This window comes from Paraburkholderia strydomiana, from assembly GCF_046030495.1.
Lineage (GTDB): Bacteria > Pseudomonadota > Gammaproteobacteria > Burkholderiales > Burkholderiaceae > Paraburkholderia > Paraburkholderia strydomiana_A.
Map to the genome: position 1 here is coordinate 1 of NZ_JAQQCJ010000030.1, position 19,680 is coordinate 19,680.

17 protein-coding genes and 1 riboswitch are annotated in these 19,680 nt (G+C 64.6%); of the genes, 8 read left to right on the forward strand and 9 right to left on the reverse strand.

Features of this window, described 5'->3' with window-relative positions:
- Window positions 1-136 precede the first annotated feature (136 nt).
- Together trhA and PQQ53_RS29535 are read left to right on the forward strand one after the other, a co-directional pair.
- Window positions 137-757, forward strand: a complete 621-nt coding sequence (gene trhA, locus PQQ53_RS29530) for a PAQR family membrane homeostasis protein TrhA (protein WP_121315644.1) — start codon at window positions 137-139, stop codon at window positions 755-757.
- 212 nt (window positions 758-969) lie between these two features.
- Window positions 970-2,520: a DEAD/DEAH box helicase gene (locus tag PQQ53_RS29535; RefSeq protein ID WP_408147882.1), complete on the forward strand. Its 1,551-nt coding sequence runs from the start codon at window positions 970-972 to the stop codon at window positions 2,518-2,520.
- A 45-nt stretch (window positions 2,521-2,565) separates the two neighbouring features.
- Here PQQ53_RS29535 and PQQ53_RS29540 read toward each other — a convergent pair whose 3' ends face one another.
- The 4 genes from PQQ53_RS29540 to PQQ53_RS29555 form a co-directional block, all read right to left on the reverse strand.
- A complete protein-coding gene (locus PQQ53_RS29540) occupies window positions 2,566-3,090 on the reverse strand; it encodes a hypothetical protein (protein WP_408328132.1) in 525 nt (174 codons plus the stop codon).
- Window positions 3,091-3,227: 137 nt separating this feature from the next.
- Complete coding sequence (locus tag PQQ53_RS29545) at window positions 3,228-4,055, reverse strand: ferritin-like domain-containing protein (RefSeq protein WP_408147878.1); 828 nt, start codon at window positions 4,053-4,055, stop codon at window positions 3,228-3,230.
- 373 nt (window positions 4,056-4,428) lie between these two features.
- Complete coding sequence (locus PQQ53_RS29550; RefSeq protein WP_408147877.1) at window positions 4,429-5,793, reverse strand: MFS transporter; 1,365 nt, start codon at window positions 5,791-5,793, stop codon at window positions 4,429-4,431.
- A gap of 294 nt (window positions 5,794-6,087) precedes the next feature.
- Complete coding sequence (locus PQQ53_RS29555) at window positions 6,088-7,725, reverse strand: gamma-glutamyltransferase family protein (RefSeq protein ID WP_408147875.1); 1,638 nt, start codon at window positions 7,723-7,725, stop codon at window positions 6,088-6,090.
- 328 nt (window positions 7,726-8,053) lie between these two features.
- Here PQQ53_RS29555 and PQQ53_RS29560 point away from each other — a divergent pair, with 328 nt between their 5' ends.
- Together PQQ53_RS29560 and PQQ53_RS29565 are read left to right on the forward strand one after the other, a co-directional pair.
- Window positions 8,054-8,833: a DeoR/GlpR family DNA-binding transcription regulator gene (locus tag PQQ53_RS29560; protein ID WP_408328135.1), complete on the forward strand. Its 780-nt coding sequence runs from the start codon at window positions 8,054-8,056 to the stop codon at window positions 8,831-8,833.
- Between the two features lie 305 nt (window positions 8,834-9,138).
- On the forward strand, window positions 9,139-9,336 hold the full coding sequence (locus tag PQQ53_RS29565) for a hypothetical protein (protein ID WP_408147871.1): 198 nt from the start codon (window positions 9,139-9,141) through the stop codon (window positions 9,334-9,336).
- 419 nt (window positions 9,337-9,755) lie between these two features.
- Here the strand turns inward: PQQ53_RS29565 and PQQ53_RS29570 are convergent, their stop codons facing one another.
- Window positions 9,756-10,130 carry a hypothetical protein gene (locus PQQ53_RS29570; protein WP_408147869.1) on the reverse strand — a complete coding sequence of 125 codons (375 nt, stop codon included), beginning with the start codon at window positions 10,128-10,130 and terminating at the stop codon, window positions 9,756-9,758.
- Window positions 10,131-10,345: 215 nt separating this feature from the next.
- Here PQQ53_RS29570 and glpD point away from each other — a divergent pair, with 215 nt between their 5' ends.
- The 3 genes from glpD to PQQ53_RS29585 all read left to right on the forward strand — a co-directional run bounded on the left by glpD (window position 10,346) and on the right by PQQ53_RS29585 (window position 14,487).
- Window positions 10,346-11,875: a glycerol-3-phosphate dehydrogenase gene (gene glpD, locus PQQ53_RS29575; protein ID WP_408328138.1), complete on the forward strand. Its 1,530-nt coding sequence runs from the start codon at window positions 10,346-10,348 to the stop codon at window positions 11,873-11,875.
- A 171-nt stretch (window positions 11,876-12,046) separates the two neighbouring features.
- Window positions 12,047-13,546: a glycerol kinase GlpK gene (gene glpK, locus PQQ53_RS29580; RefSeq protein WP_408328141.1), complete on the forward strand. Its 1,500-nt coding sequence runs from the start codon at window positions 12,047-12,049 to the stop codon at window positions 13,544-13,546.
- 254 nt (window positions 13,547-13,800) lie between these two features.
- Window positions 13,801-14,487 carry an HAD family hydrolase gene (locus PQQ53_RS29585; RefSeq protein ID WP_408156524.1) on the forward strand — a complete coding sequence of 229 codons (687 nt, stop codon included), beginning with the start codon at window positions 13,801-13,803 and terminating at the stop codon, window positions 14,485-14,487.
- Window positions 14,488-14,649: 162 nt separating this feature from the next.
- Here the strand turns inward: PQQ53_RS29585 and ribB are convergent, their stop codons facing one another.
- From ribB to PQQ53_RS29605, 4 genes are all read right to left on the reverse strand, one after another.
- Window positions 14,650-15,366, reverse strand: a complete 717-nt coding sequence (gene ribB / locus PQQ53_RS29590; protein ID WP_408156522.1) for a 3,4-dihydroxy-2-butanone-4-phosphate synthase — start codon at window positions 15,364-15,366, stop codon at window positions 14,650-14,652.
- A 146-nt stretch (window positions 15,367-15,512) separates the two neighbouring features.
- A riboswitch (FMN riboswitch) is annotated at window positions 15,513-15,696 on the reverse strand.
- A 115-nt stretch (window positions 15,697-15,811) separates the two neighbouring features.
- Window positions 15,812-16,570 (reverse strand): helix-turn-helix domain-containing protein, encoded by a 759-nt coding sequence (locus PQQ53_RS29595; protein WP_408147861.1) that lies wholly within the window; start codon window positions 16,568-16,570, stop codon window positions 15,812-15,814.
- A gap of 235 nt (window positions 16,571-16,805) precedes the next feature.
- The gene (locus PQQ53_RS29600) at window positions 16,806-17,990 is read right to left on the reverse strand and encodes an MFS transporter (protein ID WP_408156518.1); all 1,185 of its coding nucleotides are present in this window, start codon (window positions 17,988-17,990) and stop codon (window positions 16,806-16,808) included.
- A gap of 16 nt (window positions 17,991-18,006) precedes the next feature.
- The gene (locus tag PQQ53_RS29605; protein WP_408328214.1) at window positions 18,007-18,417 is read right to left on the reverse strand and encodes a VOC family protein; all 411 of its coding nucleotides are present in this window, start codon (window positions 18,415-18,417) and stop codon (window positions 18,007-18,009) included.
- 132 nt (window positions 18,418-18,549) lie between these two features.
- Here PQQ53_RS29605 and PQQ53_RS29610 point away from each other — a divergent pair, with 132 nt between their 5' ends.
- On the forward strand, window positions 18,550-19,524 hold the full coding sequence (locus PQQ53_RS29610; protein ID WP_408147855.1) for a LysR family transcriptional regulator: 975 nt from the start codon (window positions 18,550-18,552) through the stop codon (window positions 19,522-19,524).
- The last annotated feature ends 156 nt before the right edge of the window (window positions 19,525-19,680 follow it).

A 19,680-nucleotide genomic window follows, 5' to 3' on the forward strand; every position in this document is an offset into this window, starting at 1 on the left:
GCGGCGCCGCTCTAAAAACCCCCTTTGGTTCCCCCGGGGGCGCGGCCTGCTAAATTCGGGGCCGCGCCCTTCGTTTTTGCAAGACCGGTATCATGTCGGTATTTACCCTGATGAAACCGCGCAGGAGGAAAGAGCCGTGCATGTCGGTGAGCGTTTGAACAGCATGACCCATCTCGTCGGCGCCGTGCTGTCGGTGGTGGGGCTGGTGACGCTCGTCACGATGGGCGCGCTCGACGGCGACGCGTACAAGGTGGTCAGCTTCGCGGTATACGGTGCGATGCTGTTCGTGCTGTATGCTATCTCGACGCTTTACCACAGCGCGCGTAACCCGCGTGTCAAAGCGGTCCTGCAGAAATGCGACCATTCGGCGATCTACCTGCTGATCGCCGGCAGCTACACTCCGTTCACGCTTGTCACCTTGCGCGGGCCGTGGGGCTGGTCGTTATTCGGCGTGAGCTGGGGGCTTGCCGCTCTCGGCATCGTGCAGGAACTGACGCTCGGGCGACGCACCCGCAGCGTTTCGATGGTGCTGTATGTCCTGATGGGATGGCTCGCGCTCGTTGCCGTCCATCCGCTGCTGCAAGCCTTACCCGCAGCGGGTACCGCCTGGCTCGTGGCCGGCGGGGTCATCTACAGCGCCGGCATCTACTTCTTCATCAACGACGAGCGCATCCGGCATGGACATGGTATCTGGCACCTGTTCGTACTGGCGGGCAGTCTGTGTCAATTCGTCAGTGTTGCGCGCTATGTCGCGTGACACCCCACGGCGACGAAATGCAACTTAAGGCCAGTCAACGTGTCTGCATAGCGCGTTGAAGCATTCGGCACGTGTTTGAGCGTGCCGCCGATTTCTCTGCGACCGGAACTGGGCTTGGGCATCGAACGTGCCATGCTGGCATGTTCATGCTGCATTCATGCCTGCCCGAGCCCATGTGTGCCGTTCGCGAAACTGCATTGCAAAGAGCATTTATGTCTTTTGATTCCCTCGGCTTGTCCGAACCGTTGGTCCGCGCTGTACACGAACTCGGCTATACCACTCCGACTCCCATCCAGACGCAAGCGATCCCCGCCGTGCTCAATGGCGGCGACCTGCTGGCCGGCGCGCAGACCGGCACCGGCAAGACCGCCGGTTTCACGCTGCCCATCCTGCAGCGTCTCAATTCGATGCCGGCCGTCGCCACCGGCTCGGGCAAGCGCGCGGTGCGCGCCCTGATCCTCACGCCGACGCGTGAGCTGGCCGCGCAGGTCGAAGAAAGCGTGCGTGCTTACGGTAAGTATCTGAAGCTGAAGTCGACCGTGATGTTCGGCGGCGTGGGCATCAATCCGCAGATCGGCGCGTTGCGCAGCGGCGTGGACATCGTCGTCGCGACGCCCGGCCGCCTGCTCGATCACATGCAGCAGAAGACCATCGATCTGTCGCATCTCGAGATTCTCGTGCTCGACGAAGCCGACCGCATGCTCGACATGGGTTTCATCCACGACATCAAGCGCGTGCTCGCCAAGTTGCCGCCGAAGCGCCAGAACCTGCTGTTCTCGGCCACGTTCTCCGACGAGATCAAGACCCTCGCCGACAACCTGCTCGACTCGCCGGCGCTGATCGAAGTGGCCCGCCGCAATACGACGGCGGAAACGGTCGCGCAAAAGATTCACCCGGTGGACCGCGACAAGAAGCGTGAGCTGCTCACGCATCTGATCAAGCAGCACAACTGGTTCCAGGTGCTGGTCTTCACGCGCACGAAGCACGGCGCGAACCGCCTTGCCGAGCAACTGACCAAGGACGGCATCAGCGCGCTCGCGATTCACGGCAACAAGAGCCAGTCGGCCCGTACGCGCGCACTCGCCGAGTTCAAGGATGGCACGCTGCAGGTGCTGGTCGCGACCGACATCGCCGCACGCGGCATCGATATCGATCAGTTGCCGCACGTGGTCAACTTCGACCTGCCAAACGTGCCGGAAGACTACGTGCACCGCATCGGCCGCACGGGCCGCGCGGGCGCGACGGGCGAAGCTGTGTCGCTGGTGTGCGTCGATGAATTGCAATTGCTGAAGGACATCGAGAAGCTGATCAAGCGACCGGTGCCGCAGGAAGTGATCGCCGGTTTCGAACCGGACCCGACCGCGAAGCCGGAACCGATCCTGCGCCGCGGCCAGGGTGGTGGCGGCGGTGGCGGTGGTCGTTCGCCGCGTCAAGGTCAAGGCGCGCCGAAGCGTGATGGCGCCGCTGCGGCGAAACCTGGTCAGCGTTCGGGCCAGCGTCAGGCGAACGGTCAGCAGCAGCCGAAGCCGCAGGGTGCGAAGCCGGCGGGCAACGGCGGTCAGCCGCGCCGCGACGGTCAGCGTCATGACGACCGACCGCGCGCCGTCGCGCATGAAGGCAGCGCTGCGCAACATGCGCCGCGCAAGCCGCACGCCAACAAGCCGCAAGGCGGCAATCCGGGTGCATTGCTGGGCGGCGCGAAGCCGCGCAACGACGCACCGCGTGGCGGCCAGCCGTCGCGCAGCGGCCAGCGCGGCCGTTAAGCGGCAAGGCTGCCGGCCGGCCGCTCAGTCCTCGCGAGTCGAGGACTAACGGCCGGCCGAAGCGGCCGCCTGTTTCAAGTGCTCGATCTGCCGTTCCCAACGGTCGAGCACCGCACTTCCCTCCCCCTCCAGTTCGAACGTGATGCCGCTCGTCAGGCGCGCATAACGTACGCTTTGCGCCTCGGCCGTATCGATCGAACCGATCAGATAGACCAACCCGCTGTCGTCTCCAGCGACACTGGCCAGCGGCGTGAAAAGCAACTGCACCTGATAGAACGCTGCGTCGCAGACGAAGCTCAGCGCGGCGCGTCCGCTTTGCGCGATCGCGCGCGCCGCCCGCGCTTGCGGCCACAACGCAATGCACAGCGTGCGCGAATCGGGCGCATGCAACTCGCCGACACCGAGCAACGACGTGCGCACGTGGCCGTTCGTATCGACGCTCAGCAGCGACGCGGTGAACCCCATCTTGCTCGCCAGCGACGAACCGTCGAACAACGCGCGCACCGCATCGGGCCATTCGTCGAACACGTTCTGTTCGAGTGGACGTGCAGGTGCGGAAGAATCGCTCATGCTGTCGATCCGATTGAAAGTGGGTAAGGCTCAATCATGCCTCGAAAAAGGAATGGCCCGCGTTGACGGGCCATTCTTCTGCATGTCGTTGCGTAATTGCGCGTGAGTCAGCCTAAGACACGCGGCTCGCCGGCGACTCAACGAAAGAACACATGCTGCGTGATCTTCGCGAGCGGATAGTGCACGCCCGGCTGAATCTTCGCCGGCAGATTGAGCGGCTTGAGCAGCATCTTCACGCACATGTCGGCGGACAGGTTGCGCCGCACCAGCGCATTGATACGCGCGGCGCGTTCACGGTTATACGCCGAATCGTGCACGCGCTCCGGATAGCGAATCGCGAACACATGACGCAGCGCTATCTCCGAGTCTTCGTTCTTGATTTCCATCACGCGGCGCATCAACGCGCCGAGTACCGCGAGCCGTCCGTTGCCTTCGATCCGGTTGTACTTCTTGAAGAACTTGAAAAAGTGCTTGTAGTGACGGACTTCGTCGGTGCGGATGTTGTCGGTGATCTGCTTGAGCACCGGTTCATCAGAACATTCGCCGATTGCGCGGTACAACGTCGCCGTGCCGGTTTCCACCACGCAGCGCGCGACCATTTCGAGCGCACGGGTCTTCTCGAAGTCTTCGACCGAACAGGTCAGCGAATACTCGTCCATGAAGTTGCGGAACGCGGTGTCCCAGTCGAATTCGGGCCACACGTAGGCGACATACGTCTTGAGCGCCCGGCCATGCTGCATTTCTTCCGGCTCCCACTCGTTGTTCAGCCAGGCCGAGACTTCGGGATCGCCGTTGAAAAAAGTACTCAGATTGCTCGTGTAAAGATCGGTGCCGCTTTCAATGAACGAAGCCGCGCACAGGAGCAGCAGCAGGTCTTCGTTAGCGACGGCCTTCTGCCGATCAATCCGGGTGAGGTCGATGTCCTCGATCCGCCAGGGCATGACATGGTTCAGCTCGGTATGCATCGTGTCTTGCTCCGAATGCTGCCCCGACTCGTGCTGCCTGCGCGAAACCGCCCCGCATGCGCCGTGACGGTTCGCTATGTCGGACACAGCGCTTGAATTAGAGTTAACCCCTTCTGTCTGCATCTTAGCCGGTGTTAACCAACTCTGCAGACAACTCAGCACAGACCATGCCGGACGGACTCAGTTCCAATTCGGAGATAGTCGACACGCTCGGTCGAAGAAAAAACATCGGGCGCCAGACGTAAAAAAGCCAGCTCAGAAGAGCTGGCTTTAAGGCAGGGCAACAAGCCTGTGAACCTCGTGAGTCACCGCGCAAACGCCGGAGCCATCAAGCGACCGCGCCCCCGCCCGCACACGCCGCGATGCGCGGCGCTCAGGCAGGCTGCACGCCTTGGAGCGGACGCACGCGGCGCATGCGCTGCGCCACGATGATCAACGACACGCCCGACAGCACCGCTGCAAGCAGCACGTAATAACTTGGCGCAAGCTTGTCGCCGGTCAAATGAATGAAGGTCTCGACGATCGTCGGCGCAAAGCCGCCGAAGATCGTCACGCCGATGCTATAGCCGATCGAGAGACCGGTCGAGCGCACGTGCGTCGGGAAGATCTCCGACATCAGCGCGGGCATCGGTCCGGAGTAAGCGGCCTTGAAGATGCCCGCTACGGCCTGCAGCGCCATCAGCCAGCCGATCGTGGGATGAGACTGCAGCCACGCGAACATCGGGTAAATCATCACGCCCATCAGGATCGACGTAGTCAGCATGATGCGAATTCGCCCGATGCGGTCGGACAATGCGCCCATCACCGGCGAGAAGATGAATTGCAGTCCGCCGTTAAGCACCACCACACCGAACGATGCAGCCGCCGACATGTGCAACTGCTTGACCGCGTACATCGGCATGTAGAGTTGCAGCACGTACACGCCGACCGTCGACTGCGCGACGATGCCGATCGCGAGCACCAGGTTGACCCACTGGTTGGCAAACGATACGCCCTTTGCTTCGCTTGCGTCCTTGCGCTCGCCGGCCGCTTCGCGCGCTTTGCGCAACTCGATAAACTCCGGCGTCTCGTCGAGATGCGAACGGATGTAGAAGCCCACCGGCCCGACCAGCAAACCGAACACGAACGGCAGGCGCCAGCCCCAGCTACTGAGATGCTCGGGCGACATCCATGCGGTCAACAGCGAGCCGAAGGTGGCGGCGGTGATCGCCGCGAGGCCCTGGCTCGCGAATTGCCAGCTCGCGTAATAACCACGGCGCGACGCGCTGTGCTCGACCATGAAGGCCGTCGCGCTGCCGAACTCGCCGCCCACCGCGAAGCCTTGCACGAGCCGCGCGAGCAGGATCAGCAACGGCGCCGCGATGCCGATCGACGCATACGGCGGCATCACGGCCATCGTGAACGTGCCGACCATCATCAATGCGATGGCGAGCGTGAGCGCCGCCTTGCGGCCCTTGCGGTCACCGTAGATGCCCAGCACGACCGCGCCCAACGGACGCATCAGGAACGAGATGCCGAACGTGGCGATGGCGAGCAGCGTCGAGAGCCACTCGTCCTGCATCGGGAAAAACTCTTTGGCGATGATGGTCGCGAAATAGCCGTAGACCAGAAAGTCGAACCATTCGAGCGCATTGCCGACCGATGACGAAAACACGATCCGCCGCACCATCGCTTTGGAAAGCGGTGCGGACGACGCGTGAGGGGAAACTGTCGCGGATGGCGACGCGTGGGTGTGCATGATGTCTCCTGCCTTGTTCAATGCCTGCTTTGACGCCCGATGCCTGGCGTGCGGGGTGTATCTGAAACGTGACTGACGTGCGTGACGTGCGAGGCGGCCGATGTCGTTCGACGGCGGCGCTCACGCGAAGCGGCGCCCCGGGTGGCTCACACACCGACCACCGCGAATGCGACGGGAGCCATTCGGCGCTATGCCATGCGCGCCGCCCGCGGCCTCCCCAAACGCAGCGAGGCGCCGCCGGCGCGCTGCCCGAAGCGGCCTCCCCGGCTGCGCCGCGCCTCACGTGTGGATGGATCAGAACCCGGCGGCCAACCCGTCGCGGCGGCTGTCGCTTGCCGCCACATAGCCGCGCTCCGGCTCGTTGCGATCGAGCTTCCAGATGTATTGGCCCGAACCGAAGTCCATGTACGGATCGTCGACCGACTTGATCGTGTGGCCCAGCTTCTGCAATGCCTCGGCGGTTTTCGGATCGAGCGTGGATTCAATGTCGATCGTGAAGTCGCGGTTGACCTTCCAGCGCGGCGCGTCGCATGCGGCCTGCGGTTGCTGACCGTAATCGAGCATCCGCACGATGGATTGCAGATGGCCTTGGGGTTGCATGTCGCCGCCCATCACGCCGAAGCTCATCACCGCTTCCTGCTGGCCGTTCACCTGCTGCGTGAGGAACGACGGGATGATCGTGTGGAACGGGCGCTTGCCGCCTTCCACCACGTTCGGCGACTTCGGGTCCATCGAGAAGCCGCAGCCGCGGTTCTGCATCGCGATGCCGCTATCCGGCACCACGATGCCCGAGCCGAAGCCCATGTAATTCGATTGAATGAAGCTCACCATCATGCCGCGCTCGTCCGCCACCGACATGTAGATCGTGCCGCCCGCCTTCGGCATGCCGAAGTCGAACTGCGTCGCGCGCTTGTGGTCGATCAGCTTCGCGCGCGACGTGAGATACGCGTCGTCGAGCATCTGCTCCGGTGTGACCTCCATCGAGCGCGGATCGGCGACGTAGCGGTAGACGTCGGCGAACGCCAGCTTCATCGCTTCGATCTGCAAGTGCTGCGACTCGACGTTGTCGACCGCCAGCGACTTCACGTCGAACTTTTCGAGGATGCCCAACGCGATCAGCGCCGCGATACCCTGGCCGTTCGGCGGAATCTCATGCACGGTGTGACCGCGATATTCCTTGCCGATCGGCTCGACCCAGTCCGCGCGGTAGTTGCGCAAGTCGTCGAGCGTGAGCGCGGCGCCGCCTTCGCGCGCGAACGCCGCGATCTGCTCGGCGATCTCGCCTTCGTAATACGCGCGCGGGCCTTGCTCGGCGAGCTTGCGCAGCGTCTTCGCGTGGCCGGGAAAGCGCACCAGCTCGCTCACTTCAGGCGCGCGGCCCCGCGGCATGAAGGTTTGCGCGAAGCCCGGCAGGTCCTTCAACTCCGGCACCGCTGCCGCCCACTTGTAGGCGACGATGCTCGCCACCGCATGGCCGCGCTCGGCGATTTCGATGGCCGGCTCCATCAGGTCGGCGAACGGCAGCGTGCCGAACTTCTGATGCAGCGCTTCCCAGCCCGCGATCACGCCGGGCACCGTCACCGCATCCCAGCCGCGCTTGGGCTGCTTCGCGAGACCGTTTTCTTCGCCGTACTTGCGCTTGAAGTAGTCGACGTTCCACGCCGCCGGCGACACGCCCGACGCGTTCAGGCCATGCAGCTTCTTGCCGTCCCACACCAGCGCGAACGCGTCGCCGCCAAGGCCGCACGACACCGGCTCGACCACCGTGATGGCGGCGGCCGCTGCGATCGCTGCATCGACGGCATTGCCGCCTTTCCACAGCATGCGCAGCCCGGCTTGCGCGGCGAGCGGATGCGAAGTCGAAACGATGTTGCGCGCGAATACAGGCAGACGCGGCGTCGGATAGGGGTTTTGCCAGTTGAAGCCAGTCATGTCGAACACTCTCGAAAGCGCGATCCGGCGCGAGGAAAACCGCCGGATACGGGGGGAATCATGAAAACAGGGGTAAAACGCGAAACCGTGGATTGCAGCGCGAACCGGCCCAAAAAACAAATTCATTTATCAAATGAATAAATGCGCCTGGCGCCTGAATGGGTCAGACGATTGCCGTCACGCGGCTTATGCATGTCGCACAAGTTGGCAGACATGGGGTCCGATGGTCTTACAATAGTCACAACCCGTTCACGCATGACCCGTTTCCGGCTCGGCGCATCGCGCCGGCGGCGGGCAGCGCCCGAAAAAATCCCACGACCCGAGACACATGACCCGAGACCCCCGCCTCACTCTCAATGCCCGGCAACAGGAATTGCTGGAGTGGGTGCAACGCGACGGCTTCGTGACCGTGGACGACCTCGCGGCACACTTCGACGTGACGCCGCAAACGATCCGCCGCGACGTCAACTGGCTGGCCGACATGAACCTGCTGCGCCGCTATCACGGCGGCGCCAGTCTGCCGACCAGTTCCGAGAACGTCTCGTACACCGCCCGCCAGCGGATGTTCCATGACGAGAAGCGGCGCATCGCAGCGCTAGTGGCCACTCACATTCCCGATCAGGCGTCGCTGTTCATCAACCTCGGCACCACGACCGAGGAAGTCGCCCGCGCCCTCAACCGGCACCGCGGGCTGCGCGTGATCACCAACAATCTGAACGTCGCGAGCATGATGAGCGGCTACCCGGATTGCGAGGTGCTGGTGACGGGCGGCATCGTGCGGCCGTGGGACAAGGGCATCGTCGGCGAACTGGCGATCGATTTCATCCGTCAGTTCAAGGTGGATTTCGCGATCATCGGCACGTCGAGCATCGAAACGGACGGCACACTGCGCGATTTCGACACCCGCGAAGTGCGCGTGGCCGAGGCAATCATCCAGCACGCGCGCACCGTATTCCTCGCCGCCGACAGCTCGAAATTCGGCCGCCCGGCGCTGGTCCGCCAAGGCCATCTCGACCAGATCGACGCACTCTTCACGGATGCCGCGCCCCCCGCGGAGATGGTCGAAACCCTCACCGCCGCCAACTGTCAGGTGTACGTCGCGGGTTAGACATGCGTTCTGCGTCATGCTGCAGCGCACGCAAAACTTCGAGTGAAATCAAGGATCAGGCCGCGATTCCCAACCGCCGCGGGCCCCTCCAATTGTCAAAGGGAATATTTGCGGGGGCGCATTTGGCGTTTAACGTGCGGTTGACTACACTCCAGTTCCCGCTGTGCGTTCCGCGTTCTGCGTAGCGCCAGTTGCGTGAATGTGTCGTGTGAGCCGTACTTCCCGCCTGATCCTCTAGCGGACTTCACTGGCATCTGGCCAGTCGCCGGCAAGGCCGTCCGCGTTTGCTTGACATGGAGAGAACGATGCTGAGTCCGCATGAATTCGCCACGTTGTTGCTCGTCAAGGACGCCCCCAATCAGGTCGACATGGGCCGGGAAGAACTCGACGCGCTGCTGGAACGCCAATTGGTAGAGCTCGAACGACTCGCGTCGGGCAACGAACAATGGCGTGTGACGGAAACCGGCGATAACGCGCTGCGGGCTATCAAGCGTTTTTCCTGATGTCGCGAAAGCTTGTCGCTGTTTTGTGCAGTCGGCGCGCGGTCTTGCAATGACGGCAGGGTGCGTCGTACGCAGTTCGTACGCACCCTCGCTCCCTGTCGATTGCCTCATATTTTCTATGCCTTAACGAAGCGGCCGCCGGTCAGGCGGCCGCTTTGTCGCGTCGTCGTGTCCGACTCATTGACACCCGTGAATTGACGCGACGGACCTCAGGCCCTCGCGCCTGTCAAAACCGCTCTCCCCGGCCGGCATCCGGCAATTCCGCGACGCGACGCGACGCTTGGCCGGGAATGCGTTCGCCACGCTTGGCGCGCGAAGCTTGACGATGCGCGATCTGGTCCGCCCCGCCGCCCCGCCCGGCTAAAGATAGGGGCCCATGCAGCCAGCCTGCGCGGAAAAGAAAACGCAGCGAAGACCGCTCAACCGCTGCGCAAGGTCGGATCGACCGCCGAGCGCCAGCTCAGCGCCTTGGCCCGCTGGGCGGTGAAAAACTCGACCCACTGATTGCGCACCTGCGGATCGGCGCTCATACCTTCGCTCGCATGACGCTGGGCGATGGCCGCCTGGAACGCGCAGAAATCGTCCTTCGACAACGCGCCGCGCCGGTTCGCCACGTAGGCGTCGAATAGCGCCGCGTAGACGCCTTGCGCGTCCTTGCCGTAGTCGACGGGTTGCGCCGTGCACATCTGCTGCAACGCTTCGAACGACGGCGCGCCCATTGTTCCCGTCAGGCTCGGCGAGCTGACGCACCCTGTGAGAAGCGCAGCGGCGCCGATCATCAAAAGTCCACGCATTAGTTCACCTCGAAATGGCTGCTGCCGAGAGTATCGTCCGTGGCCGCCCGTTGCGCCACTCCCCTGGTCGTTCGGCCAAGGCGCGTTCAGATAAAGCGAACTTTACTTTTTCGAATATGTTCATTAAAGTTCGAAAACGAACACACCGTGTTCGGTGAACTTTCCATACGACTTTCCATACGACTTTTTCAAACGCGACGCAGGGGACACAGCAGGTGACGCAAGGCTCGAGATACGATTTGCTCGTCGTTGGCGGCGGAATCAACGGCGCAGGGATCGCACGCGATGCGGCCGGTCGCGGCCTGTCGGTGCTGCTCTGCGAACAGGACGATCTGGCCGCGCATACGTCATCGGCCAGCACCAAGCTGATCCACGGCGGCCTGCGCTACCTCGAATACCGCGAGTTCGGCCTGGTGCGCAAAGCGCTGCAGGAGCGCGAAACGCTGCTGCGCGCCGCGCCGCACATCATGTGGCCGCTGCGCTTCGTGATGCCGCACATGCCCGATCTGCGCCCGGCCTGGCTGATTCGCGCGGGCCTGTTCCTGTACGACCACCTCGCCAAACGCGAACTGCTGCCCGGTTCGCGCGGCATCTCGATGCGCAAACATCCGGCCGGCGCGCCCCTGATCGACTCGATCAAACGCGGTTTCGTGTATTCGGACGGCTGGGTCAACGACGCGCGTCTGGTCGTGCTGAACGCACTCGACGCGCAGGAGCACGGCGCGACGATTCTGACGCGCACGAAGCTCATGAGCGCGGTGCGCGCGGGCGGTGAATGGCGCGCGCAACTGCGGCGCGCTGACGGCACCACCCTCGACGTGCGCGCCGCCTCGATAGCGAACGCCGCAGGCCCATGGGTCGGCGAGTTGTTGCAGGGCGCGCTCGGCCGCCAGGCGTCGCACAGCGTGCGACTCGTGAAAGGCAGCCATATCGTCACCCGGCGCCTGTTCGAACACGACCACGCGTACATCTTCCAGAACCCGGACAAGCGGATCATCTTCGCGATTCCGTACGAACGCGATTACACGCTGATCGGCACGACCGACCTCGAATATCGCGGCGACCCGTCGCAAGTGGCGATCGACGCCGGCGAAACGCAGTATCTGTGCGACTCGATCAACCGCTACTTCAAGCAGAAGATCTCGCCGGCCGATGTGCGCTGGACCTATTCTGGCGTGCGTCCGCTGCTCGAGGACGAAGGCGCGGACAACCCGTCGGCGGTCACGCGCGATTACTCGCTCGAACTCGACGCACCCGCGGGCGAAGCGCCGCTTCTGTCGGTGTTCGGCGGCAAGATCACGACCTTCCGCAAACTCGCGGAGCAAGCCGTCGACACGCTCGCGCAGGCGTTGCACAATGGCGCGCCCGCGTGGACCGTCGGCGCGCCGTTGCCGGGCGGCGATATTCCGCACGCGGACTTCGACCGCTTCCTCGCCGGCTTCAGGCAGCAGCATGCGTGGCTGCCGGCCGAGCTGGCGCACCGGCTCGCGCGCGCCTATGGCACGCGCGCCGCACGAGTGATCGGCGAAGCGCGCTCGGTGGCCGATCTCGGCCGGACGTTCGCGCCGGGGCTCTACGAAGCCGAACTGACTTACCTGCGCGACACCGAATGGGCGCGCAGCGCCCAGGACGTGCTGTGGCGCCGTTCGAAACTCGGGCTGCACGTCGAGCCGGGCACGCTCGCGTCGATCACGCACGACATCGACGCGTGGTTCGCCCGCGAACCCGCGCGGCAAAGCGCATAGACTGCGCGCATAGTCTGCGAAGACCGGCCCGGCGTCCGGTCAACTCCCCCTTTCGGCTGGACCAGCTCGGGCCGCACAATCTCATTCACGATTGCAGCCCGGCTAAAACAACAGGCGGCTCCCAGCGCCGGTCGGCAAGCCGGGGAAACGCCCACGCATGGAGAAGAGACAATGCAGGATCAGTACATCCTCGCGCTTGACCAAGGCACCACCAGCTCGCGTGCGATGCTGTTCGACCGGCTCGGCAATGTCGTGTCGATCGCCCAGAAAGAATTCCAGCAAATCTATCCGCACCCCGGCTGGGTCGAGCACGATCCGCAGGAAATCTGGTCGACGCAGGCCGGCGTCGCCGCCGAAGCCGTGACGCGCGCCGGCATGAACGGCACCTCGATCGCCGCGATCGGCATCACCAATCAACGCGAAACCACCATCGTGTGGGATCGGGAAACCGGTCACCCGGTCTACAACGCGATCGTCTGGCAGGACCGCCGCACCGCCGATTTCTGCGACCAGCTCAAGGTGCAAGGGCTCGAAGAGAAGGTCCGCGCGAAAACCGGCCTGCCGATCGACTCCTATTTCTCGGCGACCAAGATCCGCTGGATTCTCGACAACGTCGAAGGCGCGCGCGAAAAAGCACGGCAGGGCAGGCTCGCGTTCGGCACCGTCGACAGCTGGCTGGTGTGGAACTTCACGAAGGGCAGCCTGCACGTCACCGACGTGACCAACGCGTCGCGCACGATGCTGTTCAACATCCACACGCTGAAGTGGGACGACGAACTGCTCGACGCGCTCGACATTCCGCGCAGCATGCTGCCGGAAGTGCGGCCGTCGTCGGAAGTGTATGGGCCGACCAGGACCACCGTATTCGCGTCGAAGATTCCGCTCGCGGGCATCGCCGGCGATCAGCACGCCGCGCTGTTCGGCCAGATGTGCACGAAGTCGGGCATGGTGAAAAACACCTACGGCACCGGCTGCTTTCTCGTGATGAACACCGGCGACAAGCCGATCGAATCGAAGAATAATCTCGTCACCACGATCGCGTGGCAGATCGGCGACAAGATCAACTACGCGCTCGAAGGCAGCATCTTCATCGGCGGCGCGGTGGTGCAATGGCTGCGCGACGGCCTCGGCATCATCAAGAACGCCGCCGAGATCGAAACGCTCGCGCGCGGCGTGCCGCATTGCGACGGCGTGTATCTGGTGCCCGCTTTCGCCGGCCTCGGCGCGCCGCACTGGAACGCGCATGCGCGCGGCACGCTGTTCGGCGTGACGCGCGGCACGAGCTCCGCGCATATCGCGCGCGCCGCGCTCGACTCGATCGCCTACCAGTCGCTCGACGTGTTGCAGGCGATGGAAGCGGACGCCGGCATTCGCATCGGCGAATTGCGCGTGGACGGCGGCGCCTGCGCGAACAATCTGCTGATGCAATTCCAGGCGGACATTCTCGGCGTCGATGCCGTGCGCCCGAAGGTGCCGGAAACGACCGCATTGGGCGCCGCGTATCTCGCCGGTCTCGCGGTCGGCTACTGGAAGGACGTCGACGAACTGCAGCAGCAGTGGAAGCTCGAGCGCCGCTTCACGCCGGCGTTGCCGCACGCTGAAGTCAAGGCCTGTCTCGACGGCTGGAGGCGCGCGGTCCGCGCCGCGAAGGCGTGGGCGGATATGCACTGAGGGCGCTGGAGGTGCTGAGTGCCTTGGCTCGCCCCGGCACTCGAGTGCTCTGGGCACCCTGAGTGCACGAGTGTCCCGTCCGCTTCATTGCCAACCCGCGTTCGCCATCGCGACGCCGCCCATCCGGCGGCTTCACCAATCCCCCCGGCATCCAGCTGCGCGGAAATTGAAAGCACGTATCATGACGCTTTCAATCTCCGCGCCCGAGCTTGCAACCATCCTGCTCCCGCGTTCCCCGCTTTCCGTTTCCAGGCATGATCGACCACCTCATCTGTGATTGCGACGGCGTGCTCGTCGACAGCGAAGTCATCGCCGACCGCGTGATGTTCGAAACGCTCACCGTGGCCTTTCCCGGCCTCGACTTCGGGCCCGTCGTCAGAACCGCGTTTGGCCAGCAGACGTCGCGCTTTCTCGAAGGCATCGAAAAGTCCTTCGACATCACGCTGCCCGCCAATTTTCTCAACACCATCGAACACAACGTCGAGCTGGAGCTCGCGGCGTCGCTGAGCCCGATCAACGGCGTGCGCGAGGCTTTGCAACGCGTGACGCTGCCGGCCGCGGTCGTGTCGAACAGCCGCATGACGCGCGTGAGCGCGTCGGTGCGGCGCGCAGGTTTGCAACAGATCTTCGGCGAACGGATTTTCAGCGCCGAACAGGTGGCGCGGCCGAAGCCCTATCCCGATGTCTATCTGTTCGCCGCGCAAACGCTCGGCGTGGAGCCGTCGCGCTGCGTCGTCGTCGAGGACAGCGTCGCGGGTTTGAACGCGGCGCGCGCGGCGGGCATGAAGACGATCGCGTTCGTCGGCGCGAGCCATATCCCCAACGGCTATGCGGACGCGCTGCGCCGGATGGGCATGACGCGCATCATGCGGCACATGGATGAATTGCCCGCGCTGATCGAAGCCGGCGTGCGCGGCGAGTTCGGCGACGTGCAGTCGTAGCGGGCCGGCGTTGTAGAATGCGTCATGTAGCCGTTATGCAGGCGTCTCCAGCTTCAACTCAAGCGGCGCCGACAAAACAAAGGCCGGTTCGAGAAAGAACCGACCTTTCGTTTTTGCAGCACCCATCACGTCACACCAACACGACGCGACGCGCGTCGCATCTCACGCTTCGTCGGCGACGCATTCGCGCGCCTGCGCCAGCGCCTCACGAAACTCGGCGAGCTCGGCAATCGTCAGCATCGGCAGATTGTGTTGCGCCGCGAAGCGCTCGACGTCCGCGCCGCGCGTCATCGTGCCGTCCGCGTTCATCAATTCGCACAGCACGCCGGCCGGCTTCAGACCCGCGAGAATCGCGAGGTCCACCGTGCCTTCGGTGTGGCCGCGGCGGGCCAGCACGCCGCCGGGCATTGCCCGCAACGGGAACACGTGGCCCGGACGCACGATGTCGGCGGGCTTCGCGTGATCGGCGATCGCCGCGCGAATCGTCGTTACGCGATCGAGCGCGGACACGCCGGTGGTCACGCCCTCGCGTGCTTCGATCGACACCGTGAACGCGGTGCCGTGACGGCTTTCGTTGTTGACGGCCATCGGCGGCAGTTCGAGCGCGCGGATCTTGTCGTCGGGCAGGCACAGGCAAACGATGCCGCTGCATTCGCGGATCAGCAAAGCCATGGTTTCGACGGAAAGACGCTCGGCCGACACGATCAGATCGGCTTCGTTCTCGCGGTCGTGGTCGTCTTGCAGAACGACGGCGCGGCCATCGCGCATCGCTTGCAATGCGGCGGCGATACGCGGCGGAACTTCGGTGTCGAGCAGCGGGAGATCGGCGGATGCGTCGGGCGCAAACGTCGACGGAGCAGGAAAAGTAGCAAAGGACATGGTTGAAACGCTCATCGCAAAAGTTGGGCGAAAAACGTTTCAGGGCATTGCAAACAGACAGCGACGCGCCGTCGAGCTCCACACCAGGCGAAGCTCACGCCCCGCCCCAACCACGGGCGGCGCCACGGACACGCACATGACTATCTGCACATCTTCTTCCATCCGGACTCTGACCGTCGGCTCTGGCTTCTCACCAGATCTGCTGACCCCGCTGGGTCCTCCGATACTCCGAAGACCGCACGACGCGGGCGCTCGCGGGCTCACCGGCTCACGCTCTCGCGCTGCCGGCCTACCGCCGGTGGGGAATTTCACCCCGCCCTGAAGACGCACTGATTGCCGGATCGACCGGCTGGCGAAGCATACAACAGTCGCGCGAGACCTGCAGCGCAACCCTACTGGTCCGATGGAGGCTCCCACGCGAGGCGCCTGCATCGGGCAAAAGCCATCAGAGCGGCGCGCTCTCGTGCGGCGTGGCGTGGCGTGCTTCGTGCCGGGCTTCATGCCGGGCTTCGTGCCGCGCTTCATGACGTCCGTCGCGCGCTTCGTGCTGCGCCGGCACGTCCCAGCGCGGCGGCGTCTCCGCGTTCAGCGTCACGCGAAACGCACGCGCTTCGGTGTCGCCCGGATTGCGCAGACTGTGCGGCTGATCGGCATCGAACACAATCGCGTCGCCGGTCGCCAGCAACTGGCGCTGGTCGTGCACGCTGACTTCCAGCGTGCCTTCGCTGACCACCAGGTTGACCGTCGTGCCCGGCGCACGGCGGATGCCGGCTTCGGTATGCAACGGCGCGATACGCAGCTCGTGAAACTCGGCGGCAGCCGGTTCGGCATCGGGATAAAGCGGCCGGGCCGAATAGCGCCCGTTCGAGCTGACCACGCGCGTCGAGCGCTCCGCGGGCAGATGCTCGAAGCCGTTGGTCGCGTGACGCCGCAAGAACGCCGCCACCGACACCTTCAACGCGGCCGCCACCTTGCACAACACCTTGATGGACGGCACGCTGCGCGCCGATTCGATCTGCGCGAGCATCGCACGCGACACGCCGGAGGCGCGGGCCAGCGCATCGAGCGACAGTTGCCGTTCGGCGCGCAGGCGGGCGAGGTTGACGCCGACCAGATGTTCCAGTGCATCGAAGGGTTCGACGGCACGCGGCAACGCATCGAGGTCGGCCGAGGGGTCGCGAACCAGCGCGAGCGGGGAATGCATGATTGCCTCCAAAGCGCCACCTGACGGCGCGCAAGCGGTTAGTGGAAGCAAGATAGCATCGCGTCCCGCCGTGCCCAACGAAGTTATCTTCACACTGTTATCAGCATTGCGGAGGACGATTCCCGCAAAGCTTGTGCGCATTTTTCATATGGGCGGGGGCGCTGGTTAGCGGCGGTCGCACGTCGTCATGCGGACGCGCGAACATTGTCGTCGAGTGTCCGCGTGGCTTAGCCGATCACACGCGCTCGTGCACGCCTACACGCTGCGCCACACTCGCTGCCGGTGCATCCATGCGCGCCGCGAACCACGTCAGCAGCAACGCCGCTACGCTGACCGCCGCCGCGACCCACGGCAGCGTATCGAGTGAATGACCGTGATCGATCACCAGCCCGCCGAGCCACGCGCCGCCCGCATTGCCGACATTGAACGCGCCGATGTTCAGCGTCGATGCCAGATTCGGCGCTGCCGCCGCTTTCTCGACCACGCGCATCTGCAACGGCGGCACGGTGGCAAACGCGGCAATGCCCCACACGAAAATCGTCAGCGCCGCGGCCACCTGCGAATGGCTGGTGCGCGCGAACAGCGCCATCACCACCGCGAGCGCGGCGAGAATGCCCATCAGCGAAGGCATCAGCGCACGGTCCGCGAGCTTGCCGCCGACCATGTTGCCGATCGTCAGCCCCACGCCGAACAGCACCAGGATCAGCGTCACGCCACGCGGCGAGAAGCCGCTCACCTGTTCGAGAATCGGCGCGATATAGGTGAACACGACGAACACGCCGCCGAAGCCGAGCACCGTCATCGCGAGCGCCGTCCACACTTGCGGGTCTTTCAGCACGCGCACTTCATGACCGAGCCCGACCGGGCCCGCATCGTGACGATCCGGCACCAGTGCTGTGACACCCAGCAGCGACACCACGCCGAACGCGCTGACGATCCAGAACGCCATGCGCCAGCCGAACTGCTGGCCGATGAAAGTGCCGAACGGCACGCCGAGCACGTTCGCGAGCGTCAAGCCGGTGAACATCAGCGCAATGGCGCTCGCGCGCTTCTCGGCCGGCACGAGCGACGCCGCCACCACCGCGCCGATGCCGAAGAACGAACCGTGCGCGAATGAGGTGACCACGCGCGCGATCATGAGCACCGAATAGCCCGACGCCACCGCGCACAGCGTATTGCCGACGATGAACACACCCATCAGCAATTGCAGCGCGAGCTTGCGCGGCATCTTGCTGGTGACCACTGCGAGCAGCGGCGCGCCGACTGCGACGCCGAGCGCATAGCCGCTCACCAGCAAACCCGCCGACGGAATCGACACCGCGAGATCGTGCGCGACTTCGGGCAGCAGACCCATGATGACGAACTCGGTCGTGCCGATCGCGAATGCGCTGATCGCCAGCGCCAGTAATGGAATGGGCATTTTTTCTACTCCAGTTTTAACGTTGTGCGTGACGTTGGCCATGCGGCAACGCCGTCACGAATTCGATGACGACGCCGGGCGCCAGCGCGACGAACAGTTGCTGTTCGGCGGCTTGCGCGCCCATCTGCGGGACTTGCGCGGTTTGGTAGTCGATGCCGGCCGCGTGCAGGCGCGCGAGCAAGGCCTGCCATTCGGCGGCGCTGTCCAGCCGGAAAGCGAGATGGTCGATGCGTGACGCTGACCTGCCCGCCGCGGCGGTTGCGGTTGTGTCGATCAGATGCAGCACCGGCCGGCCGTTCGCATACAGCCAGTAGCCGGCCACCGGAAATGGCGGCCGCGCGCCTTCGGTCAGTCCGGCGATCTCGACGAAGAAACGCCGGGCGGTGTCGAGATCGGGGGTGACGATCGTTGCGTGATCGAGTTGCATGGCTGGGGTGGCGCGGGCTGCTATGCGCGCGGAATTAGGGTTTTCGAGGGGTGCATTGTCACGGGGCGACGGCAATTTGATAATTGGCGTAGCATTTGAAGCATTTTCAAATACTATTTGAAAGAGACGACGATGGATAACCTCGGTGACATTCGCCTCTTCGTCGAAGCGGCGCAGCAAGGCAGCCTTTCGGCGGCGGGCCGCAAGATGGGGCTCACCCCGGCCGCCGCGAGCGCGCGGCTCGCCAAGCTCGAAGCCGGGCTGAAGGCGCGCCTCTTCGAGCGCACCACGCGCCAGTTGCGGCTCACCGACGAAGGCCGCCTCTACCTGAACTGCTGCCGCCAGGCGCTGCAATCGCTCGACGACGCCGAAGCGGCGCTGCAAGCCGGTCAGGGCGTGGTGCGCGGCAAGGTGCGGGTGTCGGCGACCTCGGACTTCGGCCGCAATCTGCTGATGCACTGGCTCGACGAATTCAACGCGCTTTATCCGGAAGTGACGTTCGCGCTGACGCTGTCGGACTCGCTGGCGAATCTGGTGGCGGAGGACATCGATCTGGCGATCCGCTTCGGCGTGCCGCAGGACAGCTCGCTGGTCGCGAGGAAGCTCGCGCCGAACCGGCGCGTGCTGTGCGCGTCGCCGGCTTACATCGCTCGCAAGGGCGAGCCGAAAGACCCGCACGACCTCGTCAACTTCGATTGCATCGTGCTGAGCACAGCCTCGGGGCTTGCGAACGAGTGGCGTTTCACGCGCGGCGACGAGGAGCAGAACTACACCGTGCCAGCCGAGTCGGCCCGCGAGACCAACGACGGCGCGGTGGCCCGCGAATGGGCGCTGCGCGGCTACGGCATCGTGATCAAGTCGATGTGGGACGTGGAAGCGGACCTGCGCGCCGACGGGCTGAAAATCCTGCTGCCGCAGTGGCGCTATCCGGATGCGCCGCTGCACGCGCTCTATCACCGCAACCGCTTCATGGCGCCACGCGTGCGGGTGCTGCTGGATTTCCTGAGCGAGCGTTTCGCGCAGGTGTCGGGCGAACTGGAAAGCCTGCTGGGCTTGCCGCCGGAGCGGCCGGGCCGCGGTGCGGGCACCGAAACCCGCATGCCGTGAAGGGCTATAATGTTGCGTTACGCTGCAGACGTGCATGCGGATCGCGCAGGCGCAAGGCATTGGGCCTCGAGTCGGCCTCGAACAGCAGGCCTCGCGCGGGCTTCGAGCCCCAAAGCGCTTGAATCGCCGCCCGGCGGCCTGCTCCGCCCGCCGCCC